Annotated in this window: 11 protein-coding genes; 10 read left to right on the forward strand and 1 reads right to left on the reverse strand. The window is 69.9% G+C overall.

Annotated features, from left to right (window positions below):
* The first annotated feature begins 49 nt into the window (after positions 1–49).
* Genes ACZ7SW_RS19090 through ACZ7SW_RS19100 form a run of 3 tightly spaced genes read left to right on the forward strand, consistent with a single transcriptional unit; the run spans position 50 to position 4,544 of the window.
* Complete coding sequence (locus ACZ7SW_RS19090) at positions 50–2,782, forward strand: FAD-dependent oxidoreductase (RefSeq protein WP_470231736.1); 2,733 nt, start codon at positions 50–52, stop codon at positions 2,780–2,782.
* Positions 2,779–3,726 carry an ATP-binding cassette domain-containing protein gene (locus tag ACZ7SW_RS19095; RefSeq protein ID WP_470231737.1) on the forward strand — a complete coding sequence of 316 codons (948 nt, stop codon included), beginning with the start codon at positions 2,779–2,781 and terminating at the stop codon, positions 3,724–3,726. Before ACZ7SW_RS19090 ends, ACZ7SW_RS19095 begins: the two co-directional genes overlap by 4 nt.
* Positions 3,723–4,544 (forward strand): ABC transporter permease, encoded by an 822-nt coding sequence (locus tag ACZ7SW_RS19100; RefSeq protein ID WP_470231738.1) that lies wholly within the window; start codon positions 3,723–3,725, stop codon positions 4,542–4,544. Before ACZ7SW_RS19095 ends, ACZ7SW_RS19100 begins: the two co-directional genes overlap by 4 nt.
* A gap of 11 nt (positions 4,545–4,555) precedes the next feature.
* Here ACZ7SW_RS19100 and ACZ7SW_RS19105 read toward each other — a convergent pair whose 3' ends face one another.
* Positions 4,556–5,806, reverse strand: a complete 1,251-nt coding sequence (locus tag ACZ7SW_RS19105; protein ID WP_470231739.1) for a sensor histidine kinase — start codon at positions 5,804–5,806, stop codon at positions 4,556–4,558.
* A gap of 185 nt (positions 5,807–5,991) precedes the next feature.
* Here ACZ7SW_RS19105 and ACZ7SW_RS19110 point away from each other — a divergent pair, with 185 nt between their 5' ends.
* The 7 genes from ACZ7SW_RS19110 (at position 5,992) to ACZ7SW_RS19140 (ending at position 20,270) form a co-directional block, all read left to right on the forward strand.
* On the forward strand, positions 5,992–8,169 hold the full coding sequence (locus ACZ7SW_RS19110) for an MMPL family transporter (RefSeq protein ID WP_470231740.1): 2,178 nt from the start codon (positions 5,992–5,994) through the stop codon (positions 8,167–8,169).
* 311 nt (positions 8,170–8,480) lie between these two features.
* Positions 8,481–13,253: a DUF6531 domain-containing protein gene (locus ACZ7SW_RS19115; protein WP_470231741.1), complete on the forward strand. Its 4,773-nt coding sequence runs from the start codon at positions 8,481–8,483 to the stop codon at positions 13,251–13,253.
* A 255-nt stretch (positions 13,254–13,508) separates the two neighbouring features.
* Positions 13,509–15,131 carry an amidohydrolase gene (locus ACZ7SW_RS19120; RefSeq protein WP_470231742.1) on the forward strand — a complete coding sequence of 541 codons (1,623 nt, stop codon included), beginning with the start codon at positions 13,509–13,511 and terminating at the stop codon, positions 15,129–15,131.
* An 86-nt stretch (positions 15,132–15,217) separates the two neighbouring features.
* Complete coding sequence (locus ACZ7SW_RS19125) at positions 15,218–15,496, forward strand: DUF1905 domain-containing protein (RefSeq protein ID WP_470231743.1); 279 nt, start codon at positions 15,218–15,220, stop codon at positions 15,494–15,496.
* A 57-nt stretch (positions 15,497–15,553) separates the two neighbouring features.
* Positions 15,554–16,576 (forward strand): LLM class flavin-dependent oxidoreductase, encoded by a 1,023-nt coding sequence (locus ACZ7SW_RS19130; protein ID WP_470231744.1) that lies wholly within the window; start codon positions 15,554–15,556, stop codon positions 16,574–16,576.
* A 136-nt stretch (positions 16,577–16,712) separates the two neighbouring features.
* Complete coding sequence (locus tag ACZ7SW_RS19135; protein WP_470231745.1) at positions 16,713–18,821, forward strand: acyltransferase family protein; 2,109 nt, start codon at positions 16,713–16,715, stop codon at positions 18,819–18,821.
* 330 nt (positions 18,822–19,151) lie between these two features.
* Positions 19,152–20,270, forward strand: coding sequence for a cobalamin-independent methionine synthase II family protein (locus ACZ7SW_RS19140; RefSeq protein WP_470231746.1), 1,119 nt, complete (start codon positions 19,152–19,154; stop codon positions 20,268–20,270).
* Positions 20,271–20,328: the final 58 nt, after the last annotated feature.

Here is a 20,328-nt window from a genome sequence, read left to right on the forward strand (position 1 = left end):
CACCCGGCTCTCGCAGTTGCCTCGAATCGGCCAGGGGAAGAAGGCGGCGATGACCGACTGGGACGCGGTGGTGGTCGGAGCCGGGCTCGGCGGTCTCACCGCCGCCGCCTGTCTTTCCGCGGCCGGCATGCGGGTGCTGGTGCTCGAACAGCACGATGTCGCCGGCGGCAACGGGCACGTGTTCCGTCGGAAGCGGGCCTACGAGTTCGATGTGGGAGTTCACTATCTCGGCGATTGCGGTGCGGACGGGGCGGTGCCGGCCATCCTCCGCGGACTCGGTGTCGGGCCCCGGGTCCGGTTCCTTCCGATGGACCGGGACGGCTTCGACCACATTGTGCTGCCCGCGCTCGATTTCCACGTGCCGGTGGGCTGGGATCGTTACCGGGACCGGATGCTGGCCGCTTTTCCTGAGCAGAGCGCGCGAGTGCTCCGTTACTTCGAGGTCTGCGCCGGCGTTCTGCCCGGCGTGCTGGGCACCGCCCCCGCGGCGGCGCCACGGTCCCCATTGTCGTTGTGGAGCAGCCGCACTCTGGCTCAGCTCTTCGATCACTGCGGGCTTACGGCTCCGGCCAGGAGCGTGCTCGCCGCGCAGAGCGCCAACTACGGACTCGCGCCCGCGATCGCTTCGGTCGCCGCGCACGTCCGGATGATCGACCATTACCTGCGCGGCGCCTACTACCCGGAGGGCGGCGGTCAAATGCTCGCCGCCGCGCTGGTCGAGTCGATCGAAGCGACTGGCGGCCGCTTGCGGACCCGATGCCCGGTGGTACGCGTGCTCGTGGAGGACGGTCGCGCTTCGGGAGTCCAACTGGCCGACGGAAGCCGGGTTTCGACGAGACTGGTGGTGTGCAACGCGGACTACCGGCGCACGGTGCTGGAACTGGTCGGCTCCGACGCGTTCACTCCGCTCGTCGCGGACAAGGCCCGCACGGCTGAACCGGCACATGCGCTGCTCACCGTGTACGTCGTCCTGGATGCCGAGTTCACCGGCCGGCGCAACGCCAACCTGTGGTGGCTGCGCCGCGACGACATCGACGGGATCTACGCGGACCTGGCCGCCGGCACGGCGGACACCGTCGACTATTTGTTCTGCTCCTTCGCCTCGATCAAGGATCCCGGCAACCTTCGCGCGTGCCCGCCGGGGCAGGCCAATCTCCAGCTGATGACTGTCTGCCCGCGCTGGACACTGCCGGAGGAAGCCCGCTATCGCCGGAATCCGGCGTACCTGGCGGAGAAGCACCGGATGACGGAGGCAGTGCTCGACGCCGCCGAATCGGCGCTCGGACCGTTGCGGGAGCGGATCGTGTACCAGGAAACCTCGACGCCGCTGAGCCAGCGGCGCTACACCTGGTCCTCGAGCGGATCGCCCTACGGGCTCGCCGGGTGGGGCTCCGTCCCCGGGAAGGCTCCGGGCACCAAGACCACCGTGGCCGGGCTGCACGTCGTCGGCCAGAGCACCAGGCACGGCAGCGGCGTCGGAGGAGTGATGATCGGCGGGGTGCTGTGCGCCGAGCAGATCCTGGAACAGCCGTTGCTGGCCCGCTTCAGGACCGGTGCCGTGCTGGCCGATCCGGGCGAACTCCCGGCTCGGCCCGCCGACTGGGATCCGTTGGCCGCCTCCCGCGGTGCGGAGAGGAGGAACGCCCGGGGACTGGCCAGGGTCGACGTGTCGGCGCCCGGGCCGCGCGGGGAGAACCGGAAACCGGATACGCCCCCGGCCGCGCTGGTGGATGCCGACCTGCTGCCGGCCGGGCAAGCCGACGCGGAAACCGTTCGCGCCGCACATCGGGTGTACGAGCGCCTGCTGGGGTTGTGGGCGCCGGGCGTCATCGAAGCCGCCTTCGATCTCGGGGTCTTCGAGGGGCTCGGGAAGGGACCGGCCACGGCGGCCGGATTGGCCGGCCGGCTCGGTGTCAGTGCGCCGAACCTGCGCGTATTGCTGGACGCGCTGTATGCGTACGACATCGTGGAACGCACAGTGGCGGACAGGACGGCGACTTACCGTCTCGATCCCGCGTTGCGGGATTGCCTGCTGCCGGGCGGACTTTACAGCCTGGCCGGCAAGATCCACTACGACCGGCTGCTGTCGTGGCAGGCCTGGCGGCACCTCGCCGAGCGAATCCGTGACGGGGAACCGCCTCGCGACAACCAGATCTCCGCCGACGAATACGAGTCCCTCGTGCGGGGAATCAATTTCTGGGCGCCGCCGGTGGTGTCCGTCTTGGCCGAAGCCCTGCGCGCCGGAGGCTGGCGGCGCGACGAGGCGGTCGCCATGCTCGACGTCGGCTGCGGCAGCGGGCTGTACAGCCAGTTGCTGCTGCGGGAGTTTCCCCGGGCGACCGGCATCGGATTCGACGTGGCGCGGATCGTCCCCGTCGCCGAATCGCAGAGCGAACGCATCGGAGTCGCGTCGCGGTTCCGGCCGGTGGCCCGCGACTTCTGGGCGGAAGACTGGGGGAGCGGCTTCGACTTGGTGCTGTTCGCCAATATCTTCCACTTGCAGGCCCCGGAATCGGGGCAGGACCTCGCCTTGCGGGCCAGCAAGGCGCTGTCCGATCGCGGCGTGGTCGCGATCGTCGACCAGATCATCGACGACCGGACGGACCGGGACACCGTGCAGGACCGGTTCTTCCGGCTCTTCGCGGCCTCGATGCTGGCGACCGGAGGCGGGAACTCGTATCAGCTCAGCGATTACGACCAATGGCTGGCCACCGCGGGCCTGCGCCGCACCGCGCTGCTCGACACGCCGATGCACCGGATCATGCTCGCGGTGCGGGCATGATCGCCATCGAGGCCGAGGGCCTCGGCAAGGACTTCGACGGGCGGGCCGTCCTGTCCGATGTGGAGCTGAGCGTCCCGGAGGGCACTGTGCTGGGGCTGCTGGGCTCCAACGGGGCCGGCAAGACGACGACGGTGCGCATCCTGACGACGTTGCTGTGCCCGGACCGCGGCCAAGCCCGCGTCGCCGGCTTCGACGTGCTGCGGCAGCCGCGCGAGGTGCGCAGGCACATCGGCCTTTCCGGGCAGTACGCGGCCGTCGACGACAGCCTTACCGGCGCGGAGAACATCATCCTGCTCGCCAGGCTTTGCCGGCTCGGCCGCAAGCGTTCGCGCGAACGCGCGCGGGAGCTGCTGGTCCGGTTCGGCCTCGCCGACGCGGCCGACCGGGCGGTGCGGACGTATTCCGGCGGCATGCGCCGCCGCTTGGACTTGGCCGCCTGCTTGATCACGGAGCCGAAGGTGCTGTTCCTGGACGAGCCGACGACCGGGCTCGACCCGGCCAGCCGGGCCTCGTTGTGGGCACTGCTGCGGGACCGGGTCACCGCCGGGGCCACCGTGTTGCTGACCACCCAGTACCTGGACGAAGCCGACCAGTTGGCCGACCGGCTCGTCGTGGTGGACCGCGGACAGGTCGTCGCGGAGGGAAGCCCCGAAGAGCTCAAGCGCAAAGTCGGCGGCGAACGGCTGGAACTCGTGGTCGCGGAGGGGAAGGCGAACGCCGCCGCGGCCGCTGTGCGCGCCTCCGCTGTCGGCGCGCCGATGATCGGGCCCCGGGAGGACCGGTTGTCGGTGCAACTGCCTGACGGCATCGACAGCGTGGGCGACGTGGCTTCCGCACTGCGCGCGGCTGGCGTGGCGGTCGTCGATTGGACTCTGCGCAAACCGACCCTCGACGACGTTTTCTTTCAGCTCACCGGCGCGACCCCCGGAAAGGACGCCCGGTGACCGCCGCACCGCTGGACCGTCTGGACGCCGCTGTCCCGCTCTGGGGAGAGGTGAGCACGCTCGTCGGCCGCCGGCTGCGCCAGCTGCGAAGGACTCCGGGCAAGGTGCTCGCGGTCGCGTTGAATCCGATTGTCATGGTGGTCGCGCTCGGCTACCTGTTCCAGGCGTCGATAGCGGTTCCGGGCGGCGCGAGCTACCCGGAGTACCTGATGGCGGGCGCGGCCGCGCAGGTAGGTCTCACCGCGCTCGGCCCTGCCGCCATCGACATCGGGACCGATCTGCGGAGCGGTTTGGCCGAACGGTTTCGCGTGCTGTCCATCTCGCGAGCCGCGGTGCTGATCGCCCACACCGTCTCGGACCTGGTCGTCTGCGGGGCGACGCTGGCTGTGGTCGCGATCGCCGGGTTTGTCGTCGGCTGGCGCCCCCACGCCGCGCCCGCTCAGGTGCTGGCGGGCTTCGGCTTGCTGCTGTTTTTCTGCTATGCGATGTTGTGGATCGGCGTCGTGCTGGGCGTGCGGCTCCGCGACCCTGGCACAGTGCATTCCGTCGGCGCGCTGCTGCTGGTGCTGTTTTCCTTCGTGTCCAACGCGTTCATGTCCACCGACCGGATGCCCGCCTGGCTGGGCGCGATCGCGAGCTGGAACCCGGTCAGCTGCGTCGCTGCCGCGTGCCGGTACTTGTGGGGGAACCCGATCGCTTCGTCGCCAGGGTTCCCGGTCGACCACCCGGTCGCTGTGTCGCTGGTCATGCTGGCGCTGCTTTTGCTGATCAGCGTGCCGATCGCGGTTCGTGCCTACAGCGTCGCGGCCGGCCGGTGAAGAGCAGCGGGTCAGGCCTCGCACCGAAGGTCGAAGCTGACGATGGTGCCGTTGCCGGCCGGGCTGCTCACGACGAGCCCGTTGCTGTCGAACGGGGCCAGCCGCCGCTCGATGCCGCGGAGCCCGCCGCTGTCGGAAGGGACCGCGCCGCCGCGGCCGTTGTCGCCGACCATGAGCGAGAGCAATCCGTTTTCGAGGCGGCCGCGGACCCACGCGGTGGCGGCGCCGCTGTGTTTGATGGTGTTGGCGAGGCACTCCGCGATCGCGAAGTAGCTGGCGGTCTCCACCGGCTCGGGAAGCCGCGGCGGAAGGTCGAGATCGACTTCCACCTCGAGCGGGATGCGCATGGTCAACGCCTCGACGGCTCCGCGGAGCCCGCGTTCGGCGAGCACCGGCGGCCGGATGCCGCGCACCAGGGAGCGCAGGTCCGCGATCGCCTGGCTGTTGTGCGACCGCGCCTCGGCGAGCAGTTCGCGGGCCTTCGAATCGTGCTCCAGCATTTCCTCGGCCATCCCGAGGCTGATGCCGAGAGCGACGAGATTGGCCTGCGCCCCGTCGTGCAGATCGCGCTCGATCCGGCGAAGCTCCGAAGCCTGGTCGTCGACCGTCTGCGCACGGGAACTGGCGAGCTGCTCGACCCGCTCCGACAGCAGCGCGCGCTCGGCCGGTCGCAACAGGGACCTGGTCAACCCCACGTGCCAGCGCATGACCGGACGGGACAACAGCAACCAGGCGCCCAGGTAGACGAGCGAGTTGCCGAACCCGATGTACAGCGCGCTCGGCACGTCGGTGACCCGCAGGCCGAACGGGAAGTCGAGGAAGGCCCCGCCGGGCAGAGCGGTCCAGATCAGCGGCAGCGCCAACCCGAGCACCCCGGCTGTGAACAGCGAAACCAGCGCCAGGCACAGCGCGAGGCCCGCGGTGCAGTCCGCGGCCAGCCAGCGGATGTCCCGTTGGACCCCGGCGTCCTTGACCGCCGCCAGGAAACGCGCCGGCCAGCCCTGCTCGGGCAGCCTCTGGTAGCGCCTTCCGATCACCACGCCGTACTCGTCGGCCGCCCACTGGCGGCGCCGGTCGGCCAGCCGGCGCGTGGTGCCGGCCGCCTGGACGAACATCGGCATGCCCACTCCTGCCCCGGCCAGCATCAGAGTGGCCAGCACCCACGCGAGCAGGAAGAACTCGGCCACCGCGAGGCCGGTCAAGCGCAGTGCGGAGCCCAGTTCTCGCCATCTTCCCGGAGGTGCCTCGATCCGCCCGCCCATGTTCGTCTCCTCCCCGAGAATCCCCAGTCGACCGCCATTATGGAGCAGTTTCCGGGCCGACGGAGAGGTACTAGTACCACTTCGGCAATGGGGTAGTAGCGCCATTCAAGGACTGTCGTCCGTTCTGCAGTCTGGTCTCAGACCGCCTGCTGCCGTGTGCGGGCTTCGGGGAGAAACGGGGAGACGTGAAGAAAAGACCTGTCACCGTGCGGATCGCGGCGTGGAGTGCGAAGCATCCGTGGTCGGCAATCGGGCTGTGGCTGGTTTTCGTCGCTTTGTGCGCTTTCGCCTCGACCGCCGGCACGCGCACGGCCACTCCCTCCGAGCTCGGGCAGGGCGACTCGGGCCGGGCTGCCCAGGTGGCGGGCGCGGCCGGTCTCACCCCGCCTGCCGTCGAGGACGTGGTGATCACGGCTAGGCGCGGTGCGCTCGACCAGGCCACGGCCCGGCAAGCCGCTTCCGAGGCGGCGCGGCGGATGCACCGGTTGCCCGAGGTCTCCGCCGTCGGCGAGCCGGTGCTGTCGCCGGACCACACGACGATGGTCCTGCCCGTGACCATGGCGGGCGATCCGGACGCAGCGGTGCGCCACGTCGCTCCGCTGCTGGAGAACACCAGCGCGGTGCGGGCGGAGTTTCCCGGCCTCGCGGTCGAGCAGACCGGTCCGGCCTCGATGCAGGCAGGCATCAACGACCAGCTCGGTGCGGATCTCGGCAAAGCCGAAGCCCTCAGCCTCCCGGTGACCCTGCTGATCATGATGCTCGCCTTCGGCGCGATCGTGGCCGCGGGAGTGCCGGTGCTGCTGGCGATCTCCTCGGTCGGGGCGGCGATGGGCCTGTGGGCGCTGATGTCCCGCCTCGTGCCCGATCCGGGCCAAGTGCCCAACATGATCCTGCTGATGGGCATGGCGGTCGGCGTCGACTACTCGTTGTTCTACGTCAAACGGGAACGGCGGGAACGGCGAGCCGGCCGCGCTCCGGTGGACGCGGTCGAGATCGCGGCGGCCACCTCGGGGCACTCGGTAGTGGTCTCGGGGGTGGCGGTCATCGCGTCGATGGCCACCCTCTACCTGACTGACGACCTGATCTTCACCTCGCTCGCGAGCGGCTCGATCCTGGTCGTGCTGGTCGCGGTCGTCGGTTCGCTGACGGTCTTGCCCGCGATGCTCGTGAAGTTCGGCAAGGCGGTCGACCGGCCGCGCGTGCCGGTGCTGTGGCGGTTGGCCGGTGGCGGCGGCGAACCCCGGCTGTGGCCCGCGTTGCTGCGCCCGATCCTGCGTTTCCCGGCTTTGACTCTCCTGCTGGCCGTCGGCGCGCTGGTGGCGATGACGTTGCCCGCCTTCGGCCTGCGGCTCACCTCCCTGGCGCCGCAGGACTATCCGAGGTCGATACCCGCCGTCGCGACAGCGGCCCGGCTCGCCGATGCCTTCCCCTCGGACGGGACGAGCCACGAAGTGGTCGTGAAAGCGGCGGCGGGCAGTGCCGCTCAAGTCGAGCGGGGCCTCGCCGAGGCAATGGGCCGGACCAAGCAGGACTCTCTGTTCGGAACTCGGCAGCGGGATCCGCTGCCGCGCGCTTCTGCCGACGGAACCGTGCATGTGCTCACCGTGCCGGCCGGCCACTCGCCCAGTTCGGACGAAGCGCGGCGATCGGTGCGGGTGCTGCGCGAGACGATCTTGCCGCAGACGGTGGGGCGGATTCCCGGTGCCGAGGTGCTGGTCGGCGGCCCGGTGGCGGCCGGCTTGGACCGCGATTCCCACGAGCAGCAGAAGCTGCCGTGGGTGCTCGGCTCGGTGCTTTTGCTGACCTTCCTGGTGATGGTCTGGTCTTTCCGCTCGGTGGTGGTCGGCCTGGTCTCCCTGCTGATCAACAGTCTTTCCGCGGGCGCGGCCTTCGGGCTGCTGGTGCTGATCTTCCAGCGGCGCTGGGCGGAGGGCTTGCTCGGCTTCACCTCGAACGGCGCGATCGTGGCCTGGATCCCGTTGTTCATGTTCGTCGTGCTGTTCGGCTTGTCCATGGACTACCACGTGTTCGCGGTCAGTTCCATCAGGGAAGCCGCCAGGCGAACCGGCGACATCAAACAGGCTGTGACGACGGGAATCACCAGTTCTGCCGGCGTGATCACCAGCGCGGCGATCGTCATGGTGTCGGTGTTCGTCATTTTCGCCACGCTGAATTTCGTGGAGTTCAAGGAACTCGGCCTCGGACTCGCACTCGCGGTGCTGCTGGACGCCGTCCTCATCCGCGGCATCGTGCTGCCGGCGTTGATGACTTTGCTGGGAAAGGCGAACTGGTGGCCCGCCAAGCTGGTCGTGGAGGAAGCGGAACCGGTCGTCGAACCGAAGAGTCCGTTGGGAAGCAAATGATGAAAAGAAATACCGAAGCGGCGGGCGTACCCCGCCGCTTCGGCGCTCGTCCGGCACGGTAGGCGGTGTGCCGGAGCCGGGACTTTCCGGCACCGGACCGACACCGGCGGTGAGTATTCCTCCTTTCCGGTATTTCCTTGGCACAGCCGGGGAATGGTGACCTTCGGGCATCTCGCTTGGCCGAATAGGCAGGGAAGCGGTCGGCGAGAACCGGCCAGGGCCACGCTGGTTTCCAGAAGGGCCCGGCGCTGTTCGCTGTTTCCCGGGATTTCCCAGGGAAGCTGCGCCGCGGTCGGGAAAAGAGGGGTTCTGTGAGCAATCCACTGGTCGCACCGGTGCAGGATTCGACCACGGCGGTGTCCGGCGTCCCGTTGCTGGAGGACGCGACGGGCCTGAAAACGGCGATCGAGAGCAAAGACTGGGCGGCGGTCGCGATCGGTGCGGTGGGGACCGCGCTGGACGTGCTCGCGACGGTGATGGACCCGTTCGGCGCGATCTTCGCGGCCGGGGTCGGGTGGCTGATGGAGCACATCGGCCCGCTCAAGCAGGCGCTCGACGCGCTGGCCGGCAACGCCGACGAGATCAAGGCGCAGGCGCAGACGTGGACGAACGTCTCCAAGGAACTGGAGAGCGTCTCGACCGAGCTGGGCGAGCTGGTCAAGAAGGACCTGCGGGACTGGCAGGGCGAGGCCGCCGACGCGTATCGCAAGCGGGCGGAGGACACCTCGGCGCTGATCGCGAGCGCGCAGAAGGGCAGCGAGGGCGCGGCGAGCGGGGTGAAGACCGCGGGGGAGGTCGTCGCCGCGGTCCGGTCGCTGGTGCGCGACACGATCGCGCAGCTGATCGGGCACTTGATCTCGTGGGCGCTGCAGGTGGTGTTCACGCTCGGGATCGGCATGACCTGGGTCGTGCCGCAGGTCGTGGCCGCGGTCGCGAAGACGGCGGCGAAGATCGCCCAGGTCACGACGAAGCTGGTCAAGGCGCTCAAGGCGCTGATCCCGCTGCTGAAGAAGGCCGGGACGCTGTTCGAGGACGCCGGGAAGGCGTTGAAGGGGCTCAAGGGCGGGAAGGTCAAGCCGTCGGGCAAGCCCAAGGACCTCGACGTCCGGCCGAAAGGCAAGAACGAGTCGACGTCCCCGGCGGGCGACCACAGCGGCGGACACGGGGGCGGTGCGAGCGACAAGAGCCCGGACCACCACGGCGGTTCGGAAGGCAAGAGCGGGAACGACGGGACCACGACGTCCAGCGCAAAGAACGACCACCCGGAACACCTGCCTCCGCCGAGAACCGAGGACCAGCCGAGACCCGACCGCCCGGCGCCGGGCGGAGGGCACACCGAGGCCAGCCACGGCGGGGGCGGCCAGCCCAGGGGCGGCCAGTCGAGGGGCGGATCGGAGGCCAAGGGCGGGAAGAAGCCCGCCGACGAGTCGAATCAGCCCGGGCAGCGGTGCGTCGGGGGAGACCCGGTCGACCTGGTGACCGGCGAGATGTTCATGGACCAGCACGATCTCGAACTCCCGGGCGTGCTCCCGGTGCGGTTCGAGCGGACGCACGTGTCCGGGTACTCCTCCGGCCGCAGCTTCGGCCGGGAATGGGCCTCGACGCTGGACGAAAGCGTGCGGGTGTCGGCCGGCGAACTCCGGTACGCGGCGGCCGACGGCGTGGTCCTGCACTACCCGGTCCCAGAAACGACCGGCGAGCTGGTGCTGCCCTCGCACGGGGCCAGGTGGCCGCTGCGGTGGAACCGCGAGACGGACACGATCCTGATCGGCAGACCGGAATCCGGCCTCACCTCGGCGTTCCCGGCGGCCGGCGGTGCGCTCCGTCCGCTGGGGTCGGTGACCGACCGGAACGGCAACTGGCTGGCGTTCGACCGCGACAGCTCCGGAATGGCGCTCGAACTCCGGCATTCCGGCGGCTATCGCGTCCGGTTCGGGCACGTCGACACCGCCGCCGGGCCGCGCGTAGCGGACCTGCGGCTGGTGCGGGACGACGAAGCCGAGCTGGCCGTCGCGTCGTTCGGTTACGACGAACGCGGCCGGCTGGCGCGGGTGGCGGACGCGCACGGCCGCCCGATGACCTTCGAATACGACGACCAGGACCGGGTCGTCGCGTGGGTCGACCGGATCGGCCACACCTACCGGTACGTGTTCGGCGAGTCGGGCCGGGTCGTGCGCACCGAAGGCACCGAAGACGCGCTGACGGCCTCCTTCGACTACGACCTCGGCGCGCGGGTCACGACGATGACCGACGCCCTCGGCTACCGGACCCGCTACCACTGGAACGAGTTCAACCAGGTCACCAAGATCGTCGACGCGCTCGGCGGCGAAACGCTGACCGAATACAGCGAATACGGATTCCCGGTGAAGCGGACCGGAGCCGACGGCAAAACAGCGGCCACCAGCCCCGAACCCGGCCGCGTGGTACGGGAAACGCTGCCCGGCGGGACCACCCGGGAAGTGGCCTACGACGAAGAACTCCGCCCGGTCCGCCTCACCGATCCGGACGGCGCGGCCTGGTCGCTGGAGTACGACGAACGCGGGAACCTCACCGCGGAGCACAGCCCCGGCGGCGCGACCCGCCGGTACCGCCACGACGACCAGGGCGCGGTCGTCGCGGTCACCGACGAACTGGGCCAGACGACGCGCTTCGTGAACAACGCCGCCGGGCTGCCGGTCGCCGTCGTCGAGCCGTCCGGGGCCACGACCGCCTACGAGCGCGACGCGTTCGGGCGCATCGTGACCGAGGTGGACCCGCTGGGCGCGACCGTGCGCAGCGGCTGGACCGTGGAGGGTGCGCCGACGTGGCGGGTCGGCCCGGACGGCGCGCGCGAGGAATGGGAGTACGACGCGGAGGGCAACCTCCTCGTGCACCGCGACGCGACCGGCGCCGAAACCCGGTTCGAATACGGCCCGTTCGGCGAGATCACCGCGCAGACAGATCCGGCGGGCGCGCGCTATTCCTACGTCTACGACGCCCAGCTGCGGCTGCGCACGGTGACCAGCCCGACTGGGCTGACCTGGAAGTACGACTACGACGCGGTCGGGAACGTGACGCGCGAGAAGGACTTCGACGGATTCGTCCGCACCTGGCAGTACGACCCGGCGGGCCGGTTGCTCCGCCAGGTCAACGGCGCCGGGCAGTGGGTCGCCTACCTCTACGACGACCTCGGCCGCCGGATCGAGGAACGCACCGAACATTCCGTCTACACGCGCACTTACGACGAAGCCGACCGGATCCGCACCGCCGCCGGGCCCGGGCACGTGCTCGAATACACCTACGACGAGTCGGGCCGGGTCGTCGCGGAATCGCTGAACGGCCGGACCAGCTCCTACACCTACGACGCCGCGGACCGGATCCGGTCGCGCACCACGCCGAGCGGCGCCGTTTCCACGTGGGTTTACGAGGGAGACGAGCCGGTCGCGCTGACCGCGGCGGGCGGCGTGCTCGCGTTCGAACGGGACGCGAACGGGCAGGAGACCGCGCGCACGTTCGGCTCCGGAGTCGCGCTGCGGCAGGGCTTCGACCCGGTCGGCCGCCTCGCCCGCCAATCCGTCGAGGTCACGGCGAACGGCCAGGTCCGGGCCCTGCAGCAGCGCACCGTCAGCTACCGCGCCGACGGCCTGCCGATCCAGATCGCCGACCGGATCCGCGGCACGCGCAACTTCGAACTCGACGCGGCCGGCCGGGTCGCGGCCGTGCGCGGAGCGGGATGGACCGAGTCCTACCGTTACGACCTCGACGGCAACCTCGTCCACGCGGAAACCCCTGCGGGACATGGCTCCGCGCCACGCGTCGTGACCGGAACCCTGGTCCGCGAGGCGGGCGACGCGGCGTTCGAATACGACGCGCAAGGACGGGTCACGGCAGCCACCCGGCGCACCGCGTCCGGGCCGGTTCGGTGGGGCTACACCTGGGACGCGGTCGACCGGCTGGTCGCCGTGCGCACCCCGGACGGCAGCACCTGGCACTACCTGTACGACGCGTTCCGCCGCCGCATCGCGAAGCGCCGCGTCGACCGCGGCGGCCGCACGATCAGCGAAACCTGGTTCACCTGGGAGGGCAGCAGGCTGGCCGAGCAGACGGTCTCGGCGGGCGGCCGATCCGACGTCACGACGTGGGACTGGCAGCCCGGCACCCACCGCGTGCTCGCCCAGACCCGCCGCCACAGCGGGCCGGGACAGTCCGAGGTCTCGTTCCACAGCATCGTCACCGACCTCGTCGGCACCCCGACCGAACTGGTCGCCCCGGACGGCCGGATCGCCTGGAGCGCCGCCGAAGTGTGGGGGAGCGGCGTCGGACGGCCGACCGGCGAGGCCGGCTTCCCGCTCCGCTTCCCCGGGCAGTACCACGACCCGGAAACCGGTCTGCACTACAACCTGCACCGCTACTACAACCCGCGCACGGCCGCCTACCTGAGCCCGGATCCGCTGGGCCTGAACCCGTCGCCGAACAACCACGCGTACGTCGGCAACCCGCTGGCCTACCTCGACCCGCTCGGGCTGATGGAGCGCTGCAAGGAGGAAGCCAAGAAGCTCAAGAACAAGTTCAACCCGTTCAAGAAGAAGCAGGACGGCCAGCAGAGCGCCCCGCCCGCGCAGAGACCGCCGACGCCGCAGCCCGGCCCGCGCCCGGACTACGTCTACCGCTGGGTCGACAAGAACCCGGCCTACGTGGGCAAGCACGGGCTCGAATCGCGCGGCAACGGCAACGAGACGCTGCACGACCACGTGTTCGATTTGAAACCGGGAAGCCAGAGCCCGTGGGTGTCCACTTCGGAATGGAAGGGGCACGCGAACCAGTTCGCGTTCAGCCGTCCGTACGGGTACAAGATCGACACCTCGCTGCTGCCCGACCCCTCGAAGCTGCACAGCGTCAACCAGAAGTTCGGCGGCAACCACCAGTGGGCCATGCAGGAGGAATGGGCGCACCACGGGAGCATCCCGCCGCAAGCGGTCGTCGGGCACATCTCCAAACCGCACGCCGAACAGGCTCTTTTCGGCGGCCGGAACGAGTTCGGCAGGCCGACCGCCCCGACCGACACCTTGCCGTGGAAGCCGATGCCGAGGCCGTCCGAGGAGTGAACGCGCAGGCCTCGCGGCGCGCACCGGGCCGTGCCCGGCGAAGAAATGCCGGCCGCCGGGACACCCTGGCGATGGTCAGTCTGCTGGCACCGGCCCGGCTGGACGGGCGGCCAGCGCAGCTCTGCTTACTGCCGCGATTCTCGGTCCCGCCCAGCACTATGCACGACTGACACCCTGCCGTGGAAGCCGAAGCCGAGGCCGTCCGAGCAGCGAGCGCCGGGCGCGGCGGGCGGATCCGTGGTCGACTGTCGGGTTATGACCGACCTGATCTTCACCGGCGGCCCGATCCTGACTGTCGACGGCGGACGGCCCGAGGCCGAGGCGATCGCGGTCCGGGACGGCGTCATCACCGCGGTCGGGCGCCGGGACGAGGTCATGGCGCGCCGCACGCCTGCCACCGAGGTCGTCGACCTGGGCGGCGCGGCACTGCTGCCCGGCTTCGTCGAAGCGCACGGGCATCCCACCCAGATGGCTCTGACGCTGGCCCCGCCCTCGGTGGACGTGCGGCCGTTCGCGATCCGGGACGGCGCGGCTGTGCTGCGGACCATCGCCGACACCGCCGCCGGGGCGCGACCGGGCGTGCCGTTGCTCTTCTACGGCATCGACGTCCTGCTCCAGCCCGGAGCGGAACTGCCCTCCGCCGACGTGCTGGACCGGCTCGCCCCGCGCAATCCGGTGGTGGTCGTCGCCAACAGCGGCCACGCCGCCTACGGCAACCACGCCGCGCTCGCCGCAGCGGGCATCGTCCGCGACTCTCCCGACCCGGCCGGGGCGTCCTTCGTCCACGACGAGTCCGGCGGCCTCACCGGCGAGGTCCTCGAAGCCGCGGCGATCCAGCGGCTGAGCGGCCCGGCCGTCGCGGCGATCGCGAAGAACCTGCCGGACAACCTGGCCTGGGCCTGCCGCCAGCACGCCGCCGCTGGCACCACCACGGTCGGCGAACTGGCCTACTCCGCCGGACAACACCAGCTGCTGTCCGCCGCCGGTTCCGCCGCGCTCGTCCGGCTGCGCGCGTACGAAATGGCCACCCTCGACCTCGCCCGCGACCCGGCCCGCCGCAGCGGTCCGCGGCCCGCCGACACCGACCTGTTCGGCCAGCTCGGCATGAAGATCTGGGCCGACGGTTCGCCGTGGCAGGGCAACATCAAAACCACCTTCGGCTATCTCGACACTGACGCCACCCGCCGGATGGGCCTCGAACCGCACCACCACGGCGGAGCGAACTGGACCGCCGACCAGCTTCGCGAACTCGCCGTTTCCTTTGTCGGGCAAGGATTCCAAGTCGCCTGCCATGTCCACGGAGACGGTGCCGTCGACGACGTCCTCGACGCCTACGAGGCCGCCCTCGCCGCGCACCCCGGCGATTGGCGGCTGCGCCTCGAGCACGCCGGGGCCATGCGTCCCGACCAATTCCAGCGCGCCGCGAAGCTCGGCGTCACCGTCAGCCTGTTCATCGAGCACCTGTACTACTGGGGCGACGTGCTCCTCGACGACCTCTTCGGCCCCGAGCACGGCGGCCACTGGATGGCGGCCAAGTCCGCGCTCGACGCCGGGCTGCGCGTTTCCTTCCACAACGACGGCACCGTCACGCCACCGAACCCGCTCGGCAACATCGCCACGGCCGTCACTCGTGCGGCCCGGGGTTCCGGCCGCGTCCTCGCACCTTCCCAGCGCGTCGCCGTCGACGCCGCCGTCAGGGCGCAGACCATCGATCCCGCCTGGCAGCTCCACCTCGACCGCCACGTCGGCAGCCTCGCCGAGGGAAAGGCCGCCGACCTGGTGATCCTCGCCGACAACCCGTACGACGCCGACCCGTCCGCGATCCGCGACATCGCCGTCCAGGCCACCTACCTGAACGGCAGGCGGACCCACGGCTGAGGTTCTCCGCGAGCCGATGTCGAAATCCCGCGCCCGGGTTCGTACCTCGGGGCAAGCAGCCGTCCGAGGCCAAGGAGCACACGATCATGACCGAACTCAACGAGGAATTCACCGCGACCCTGCGCAAGAGCCCGGCCAAGGGCGGCCACACCTACCTGGTCTGGCCCGGCTCGGCGGAGTTCTTCGGCACCCGCGGCCTGGTGAAGGTCCGCGGAACCGTCGACGGAGAGCCGTTCCGCAGCTCGTTCATGGCGCTGGGCGACGGCACCCACAAACTCCCGGTCAACGCCGGGCTCCGGAAGGCGATCGGCAAGGAAGCCGGGGACACCGTGACCGTCGTCCTGCTGGAACGGCTCGCCCGCTGAACCCGGGGCACTCGGGGGCCCGGGAATGCTGCGGGGTAGTTGAACGTTTGACGATGTGTGAAGAAGATTGGCTTCCTCTCGTTCGGCCACTGGTCGGCGAGCGCGCATTCCGAGACCCGGTCGGCCTCCGACTTCCTGCACCAGTCGATCGACCTCGCGGTCGCGGCGGAGGAGCTGGGCGTCGACGGCGCGTACTTCCGCGTGCACCACTTCGCGCAACAGGCGGGCAGCCCGTTCCCGCTGCTCGCGGCGATCGGCGCGCGGACGTCGAAGATCGAGATCGGCACCGGCGTGATCGACATGCGCTACGAGAACCCGCTGTACATGGTCGAGGACGCGGGCGCCGCCGACCTCATCTCGCGGGGCAGGCTCCAGCTCGGCGTCAGCCGGGGATCCCCCGAGCAGGTCATCGACGGCTGGCGGTACTTCGGCTACGCCCCCGCGGAGGGCGAGACCGAGGCCGACATGGCCCGCGACCGCGTGGAGGTCTTCCTGAAACTGCTGGAGGGCGAAGGCTTCGCGAAGCCGAACCCGCGGCCGATGTTCGCCAACCCGCCGGGGCTGCTCCGTCTCGAACCGCACTCCGAAGGCCTGCGCGACCGCATCTGGTGGGGCTCGGGCTCGAACGCGACCGCGGTCTGGGCGGCGAAGCTGGGCATGAACCTGCAAAGCTCCACCCTCAAGGACGACGAGACCGGCGAACCGCTGCACGTCCAGCAGCGCAAGCAGATCGAGGCCTACCGCGAAGCGTGGAAGGAAGCGGGCCACGAGCGCGAGCCGAGGGTGTCGGTCAGCCGCAGCATCTTCGCGCTGACCAACGACCTCGACCGCGCGTACTTCGGCCGCGACCGCAACTCGCGCGACCAGATCGGCATGATCGACGAGAACACCCGCGCCATCTTCGGCCGCTCGTACGCGGCGGAGCCGGACGAACTGGTCCGGGAACTGAAGGAAGACGAGGCGGTGCAGGCCGCGGACACGCTGCTGCTGACTGTGCCGAACCAGCTGGGAGTGGACTACAACGCTCATGTGCTGGAGAGCATCCTGACCCACGTCGCTCCGGAGCTGGGCTGGCGCTGACCGCGGACGGGAAGAGGGGCCGCCGTCCCCTCTTCCCGCACGTCGGGCCGGCGATTCGCCCAGCCCGTGCCGAGCCCGTCGGCCGGTCCCGCTAGCATCACGGAGTTTTCAGCGGGGCGGGACATAAGGGGCGGAAATGGGCACGGGGACGTTGAGCGGGCCGGTACGGCCCTCGCAGTCGTCAGGGGAGCGAAGACCGGCGTTCCGGCCGGACATCCAGGCGCTGCGCGCGGTGGCGGTCGGACTGGTCGTGCTGAACCATCTCTGGCCCTCGCGGTTGACCGGCGGTTACGTCGGCGTCGACGTCTTCTTCGTCATTTCCGGCTTCCTGATCACTTCGCACCTGGTCCGCGAGGCCGCGAGCACCGGGCGGATCCGGCTCGCGAAGTTCTATGCCCGCCGCGTGCGCCGTCTGCTGCCCGCGGCGTTTCTCGTCCTGGCCTTCATCATTGTCGCGGCGTACTTCCTGATGCCCTATCCGCGGTGGGAGTCCAACGCGCAGGAAGTCATCGCGAGCGCGCTCTACTGGGAAAACTGGCTGCTGGCCGCGAATTCCGTCGACTACTCGCACTTCACCCAGTCGGCGAGCCTGTCGCAGCACTACTGGTCGCTCTCGGTCGAGGAGCAGTTCTACCTGTTCTGGCCGCTGCTTCTCCTGCTGCTGTTCAAGATCCGGGCACGGCGGGCGCGGATCGCCGGGGTCGCGGTCGTCGGGGCCGCCTCGCTGGGTTTCAGCATCTGGTTCACCGACGTGTCCAAGAGCCAGGCGTACTTCGTGACGCCGGTGCGGGTGTGGGAGTTCGCGGCCGGCGCGTTGCTGGCCTTCGTCGGCGCGAAATTCGTGCTGCCGAAAATCGCGGCGAACCTGGCTTCGCTGGCCGGCTTCGCCGCGATCGCCGCCGCCGCGATCCTGTTCGACGACGAGACCGCATTCCCCGGCGCGACCGCGCTGTTGCCCGCCGCCGGCACGGCGCTGGTGATCTTCGGGGGCAGCCGGGAGTGGCGGCAATGGCACACGCCGCTGTCCTCGTCGCCTCCGGTGCAGTGGCTCGGGAACGTCAGTTATTCGCTGTACCTGTGGCATTGGCCGCTGATCATGCTGGCCCCGTTCGCTTTCCCCGGCGCGCTGGCCGCTGGCACGCTCACTTGGCAGGTCAAGGCGGGCATCGTGGGCGCGTCCCTGATCGCGGCGTACGCGTCGAAGCGGCTGGTCGAGGACCCGGTGCGGACCTGGCAGCCGTTGAGCCGCGCCGCCGGGAGGACGTTCGCCGCCATGGTGGCCGGAATGGTCGTCGTGTGCGCCGCGGCAGGCGGCTTGACCTGGACGTACGAACGGCACGTCGACCAAGCGGCGCGCGACCTGACGGCCGAGATGACCGGCCCCTGCCACGGCGCGAGGGCACTGACCGCGGGCAACGCGTGCGCTGATCCGTTCGGCCCGGCCAGGAGCGTCGAGATGGGCCCGGCCAACCGGTACTACACGCCGCCCGCGGACTGCCCGCCGCCGCTGTCCCAGTATTCGGCGAGCGACGGCACGAAGACGACCACCAAATGCGATTTCAGCCAGGGCGCGGCCAACCCGACAGTGGTGTGGCTGGTCGGCGACTCGCACGCCCAGCAATGGCAAGGGCCGCTGCTGAGCCTCGCCCGCAAGAACCACTGGCTGATGTACACGAGCTACCTGGGCGGCTGCCCGTTCGCCGAGATCCAAGCCCTGAACTACCGCGGCACCGCCCTCGACCGGCGGTGCATGGCCTGGACGAAGTCGATGGCCGGCGAAATCGCGAAAACGCGGCCCGCGTACGTGTTCACCTCGTTCTACAGCAGGCACGAGCGAGCGGACGACCGCAGCGGACGATCGCAAGCGGAGCAGTACCAGGACGGGCTGAACTCGTACTGGGCACAGTGGACCGGCTCCGGCGCGAGGGTGTTCGTGCTGGCCGACCCGCCGCTCAACGGCCTCGTCCGCGCCACGGACTGCGTAGTGCTGAATCCGGACGACCCTGAGCAGTGCGCGGTCGCCCGGTCGGTCGCGCAACCGGCGGACCCGCTGACGACCGCGGCCAAGGCGAGCACCGACCCGAACGTCCGGCTGCTCGACCTGACCGACTACTTCTGCGACCGGCAACGCTGCTACGCGGTGATCGGGAAGGTCAGCGTCTACTACGACGCCGACCATTTGAACCTGGATTACAGCCTGAGCCTTGACCAGGGCATCGCCGCGGCGGCGGGCATCCCGGCTTAGCGGGTGCGACGGAAAAGCGAGTTCGGGCGGCGAGAAAACCGAAGAGGTCTTCGCGGACAGGTGCACATCCGAACACGAGCTGATTGGCATCGAGCATTCTTGTCTGCGCAATACCCGGAGAGGAGGGAAATTCGGCCGCGGGTCCTGGCGGCAGCCGAACGGATCGCCCGGGTGATCCGGCACCTTTCTTGCACTCTGCCAATAAACGTGCTCGTTCGCCGTGGCACTGTGTCAACACCTTCAAGCCGGTGATGGCTCGAAAGTAGGATTACCGCGTTCTCCCGTGTTCTTTTCCGATCCGCCCCGCATCGCCGCTTCTAGGCTCGCCGCATGACCATTCCTTCCGAACCCATCGGCAGCATCCCCCGTTCACCTGAATTGCTCGGCGCCTTCGCCGCGCGGCAAAGCGGGCAGCTCGGCGACGCGGCCTTCGCCTCCGTTCTCGACCGGGCCGTTCGCGAGACCATCGAGACGCAAGCGGCGCTGGGCGCGACCGTGGTCACCGACGGCGAGCAGCGCAAACCCAGTTTCGTCACCTATCCGATCGCGGGCTCGGCGAACCTTTCCGCGGACGGTGTCGTCATCCCGTTCGCCGACGGGCATCAGCGGCAGCTGCCCTGTCTGACCTCCGGGCCCTTCCGCTACCAGGAGCACGCCGAACGTTATCTGCGGGCCGCGCGGCAATGCACGAACCTTCCGGTGAAACAAGCGGTCATCGCGCCTTCCGCGCTGTCCTTGCTTTACCCGGCCGCCGGGATCGACGGCTATTCGCGCGAGAATTTCCTCGACGACCTGGTCGACGGGGCGGAGGCCGATATTCGCGGGTGCCTGGACGCGGGCGCGCACGTGGTCCAGCTGGATTTCACCGAGGGGCGTTTGTCGCTGAAGCTCGACCCCAGCGGTCAGGTGCTGCGCGATTTCGTCGAGCTGAACAACCGGGTGCTGGAGAGGTTCGGCGAATCCGAGCGGGCGCGCATCGGCGTCCACACCTGCCCCGGCGGCGACCTCGATTCGACGCACAGTCTCGACGTCGACTACGCCGACCTGCTTCCCGCGCTGTTCCGGCACACCGTCGGCAACTTCTACGTCCAGCTGGCCAGCGAGTCCGATCCGGACCGGGTTTTGCGCGTCCTCGCGGACCAGCTCAGGCCGGGAGTCCGCGTGTTCGTCGGGGTGACCGATCCGATCGACCCCCGGGTGGAGACCGCCGAAGAGGTGCGCGACCGTGTTCTGCGCGCGGCCCGGTACCTCCCGGTGGAGCAGCTGGGGACCTGTGACGACTGCGGATTCTCCCCGTTCGCCGACGACCAGTCGACGTCGCGCCAGACCGCGTTCGCCAAGATCCGTGCCCGGCTGGAAGGCACCGCGCTCGCGGCGGATCAGCTCGGGGTGGGTTTTCCCGCCGCCCGCAACGGCCAGGAAGCGCAACGGCCCGCCGCTGTCGACTGAGTATCGCGCGGCGTAAGGGAAATCGGCCGGGCGACGGCTACGCAGGGTGGTTCGCCGT

Source organism: Amycolatopsis sp. NPDC114484, assembly GCF_055633755.1.

Coding starts and splice junctions, on each gene's coding strand:
- ACZ7SW_RS19105 (WP_470231739.1), bottom strand. CDS start 5,806: ATGGGCGGGCGGATCGAGGCACCTCCGGGAAGATGGCGAGAACTGGGC.
- ACZ7SW_RS19125 (WP_470231743.1), top strand. CDS start 15,218: ATGACCGAACTCAACGAGGAATTCACCGCGACCCTGCGCAAGAGCCCG.
- ACZ7SW_RS19140 (WP_470231746.1), top strand. CDS start 19,152: ATGACCATTCCTTCCGAACCCATCGGCAGCATCCCCCGTTCACCTGAA.
- ACZ7SW_RS19095 (WP_470231737.1), top strand. CDS start 2,779: ATGATCGCCATCGAGGCCGAGGGCCTCGGCAAGGACTTCGACGGGCGG.
- ACZ7SW_RS19120 (WP_470231742.1), top strand. CDS start 13,509: ATGACCGACCTGATCTTCACCGGCGGCCCGATCCTGACTGTCGACGGC.
- ACZ7SW_RS19135 (WP_470231745.1), top strand. CDS start 16,713: ATGGGCACGGGGACGTTGAGCGGGCCGGTACGGCCCTCGCAGTCGTCA.
- ACZ7SW_RS19090 (WP_470231736.1), top strand. CDS start 50: ATGACCGACTGGGACGCGGTGGTGGTCGGAGCCGGGCTCGGCGGTCTC.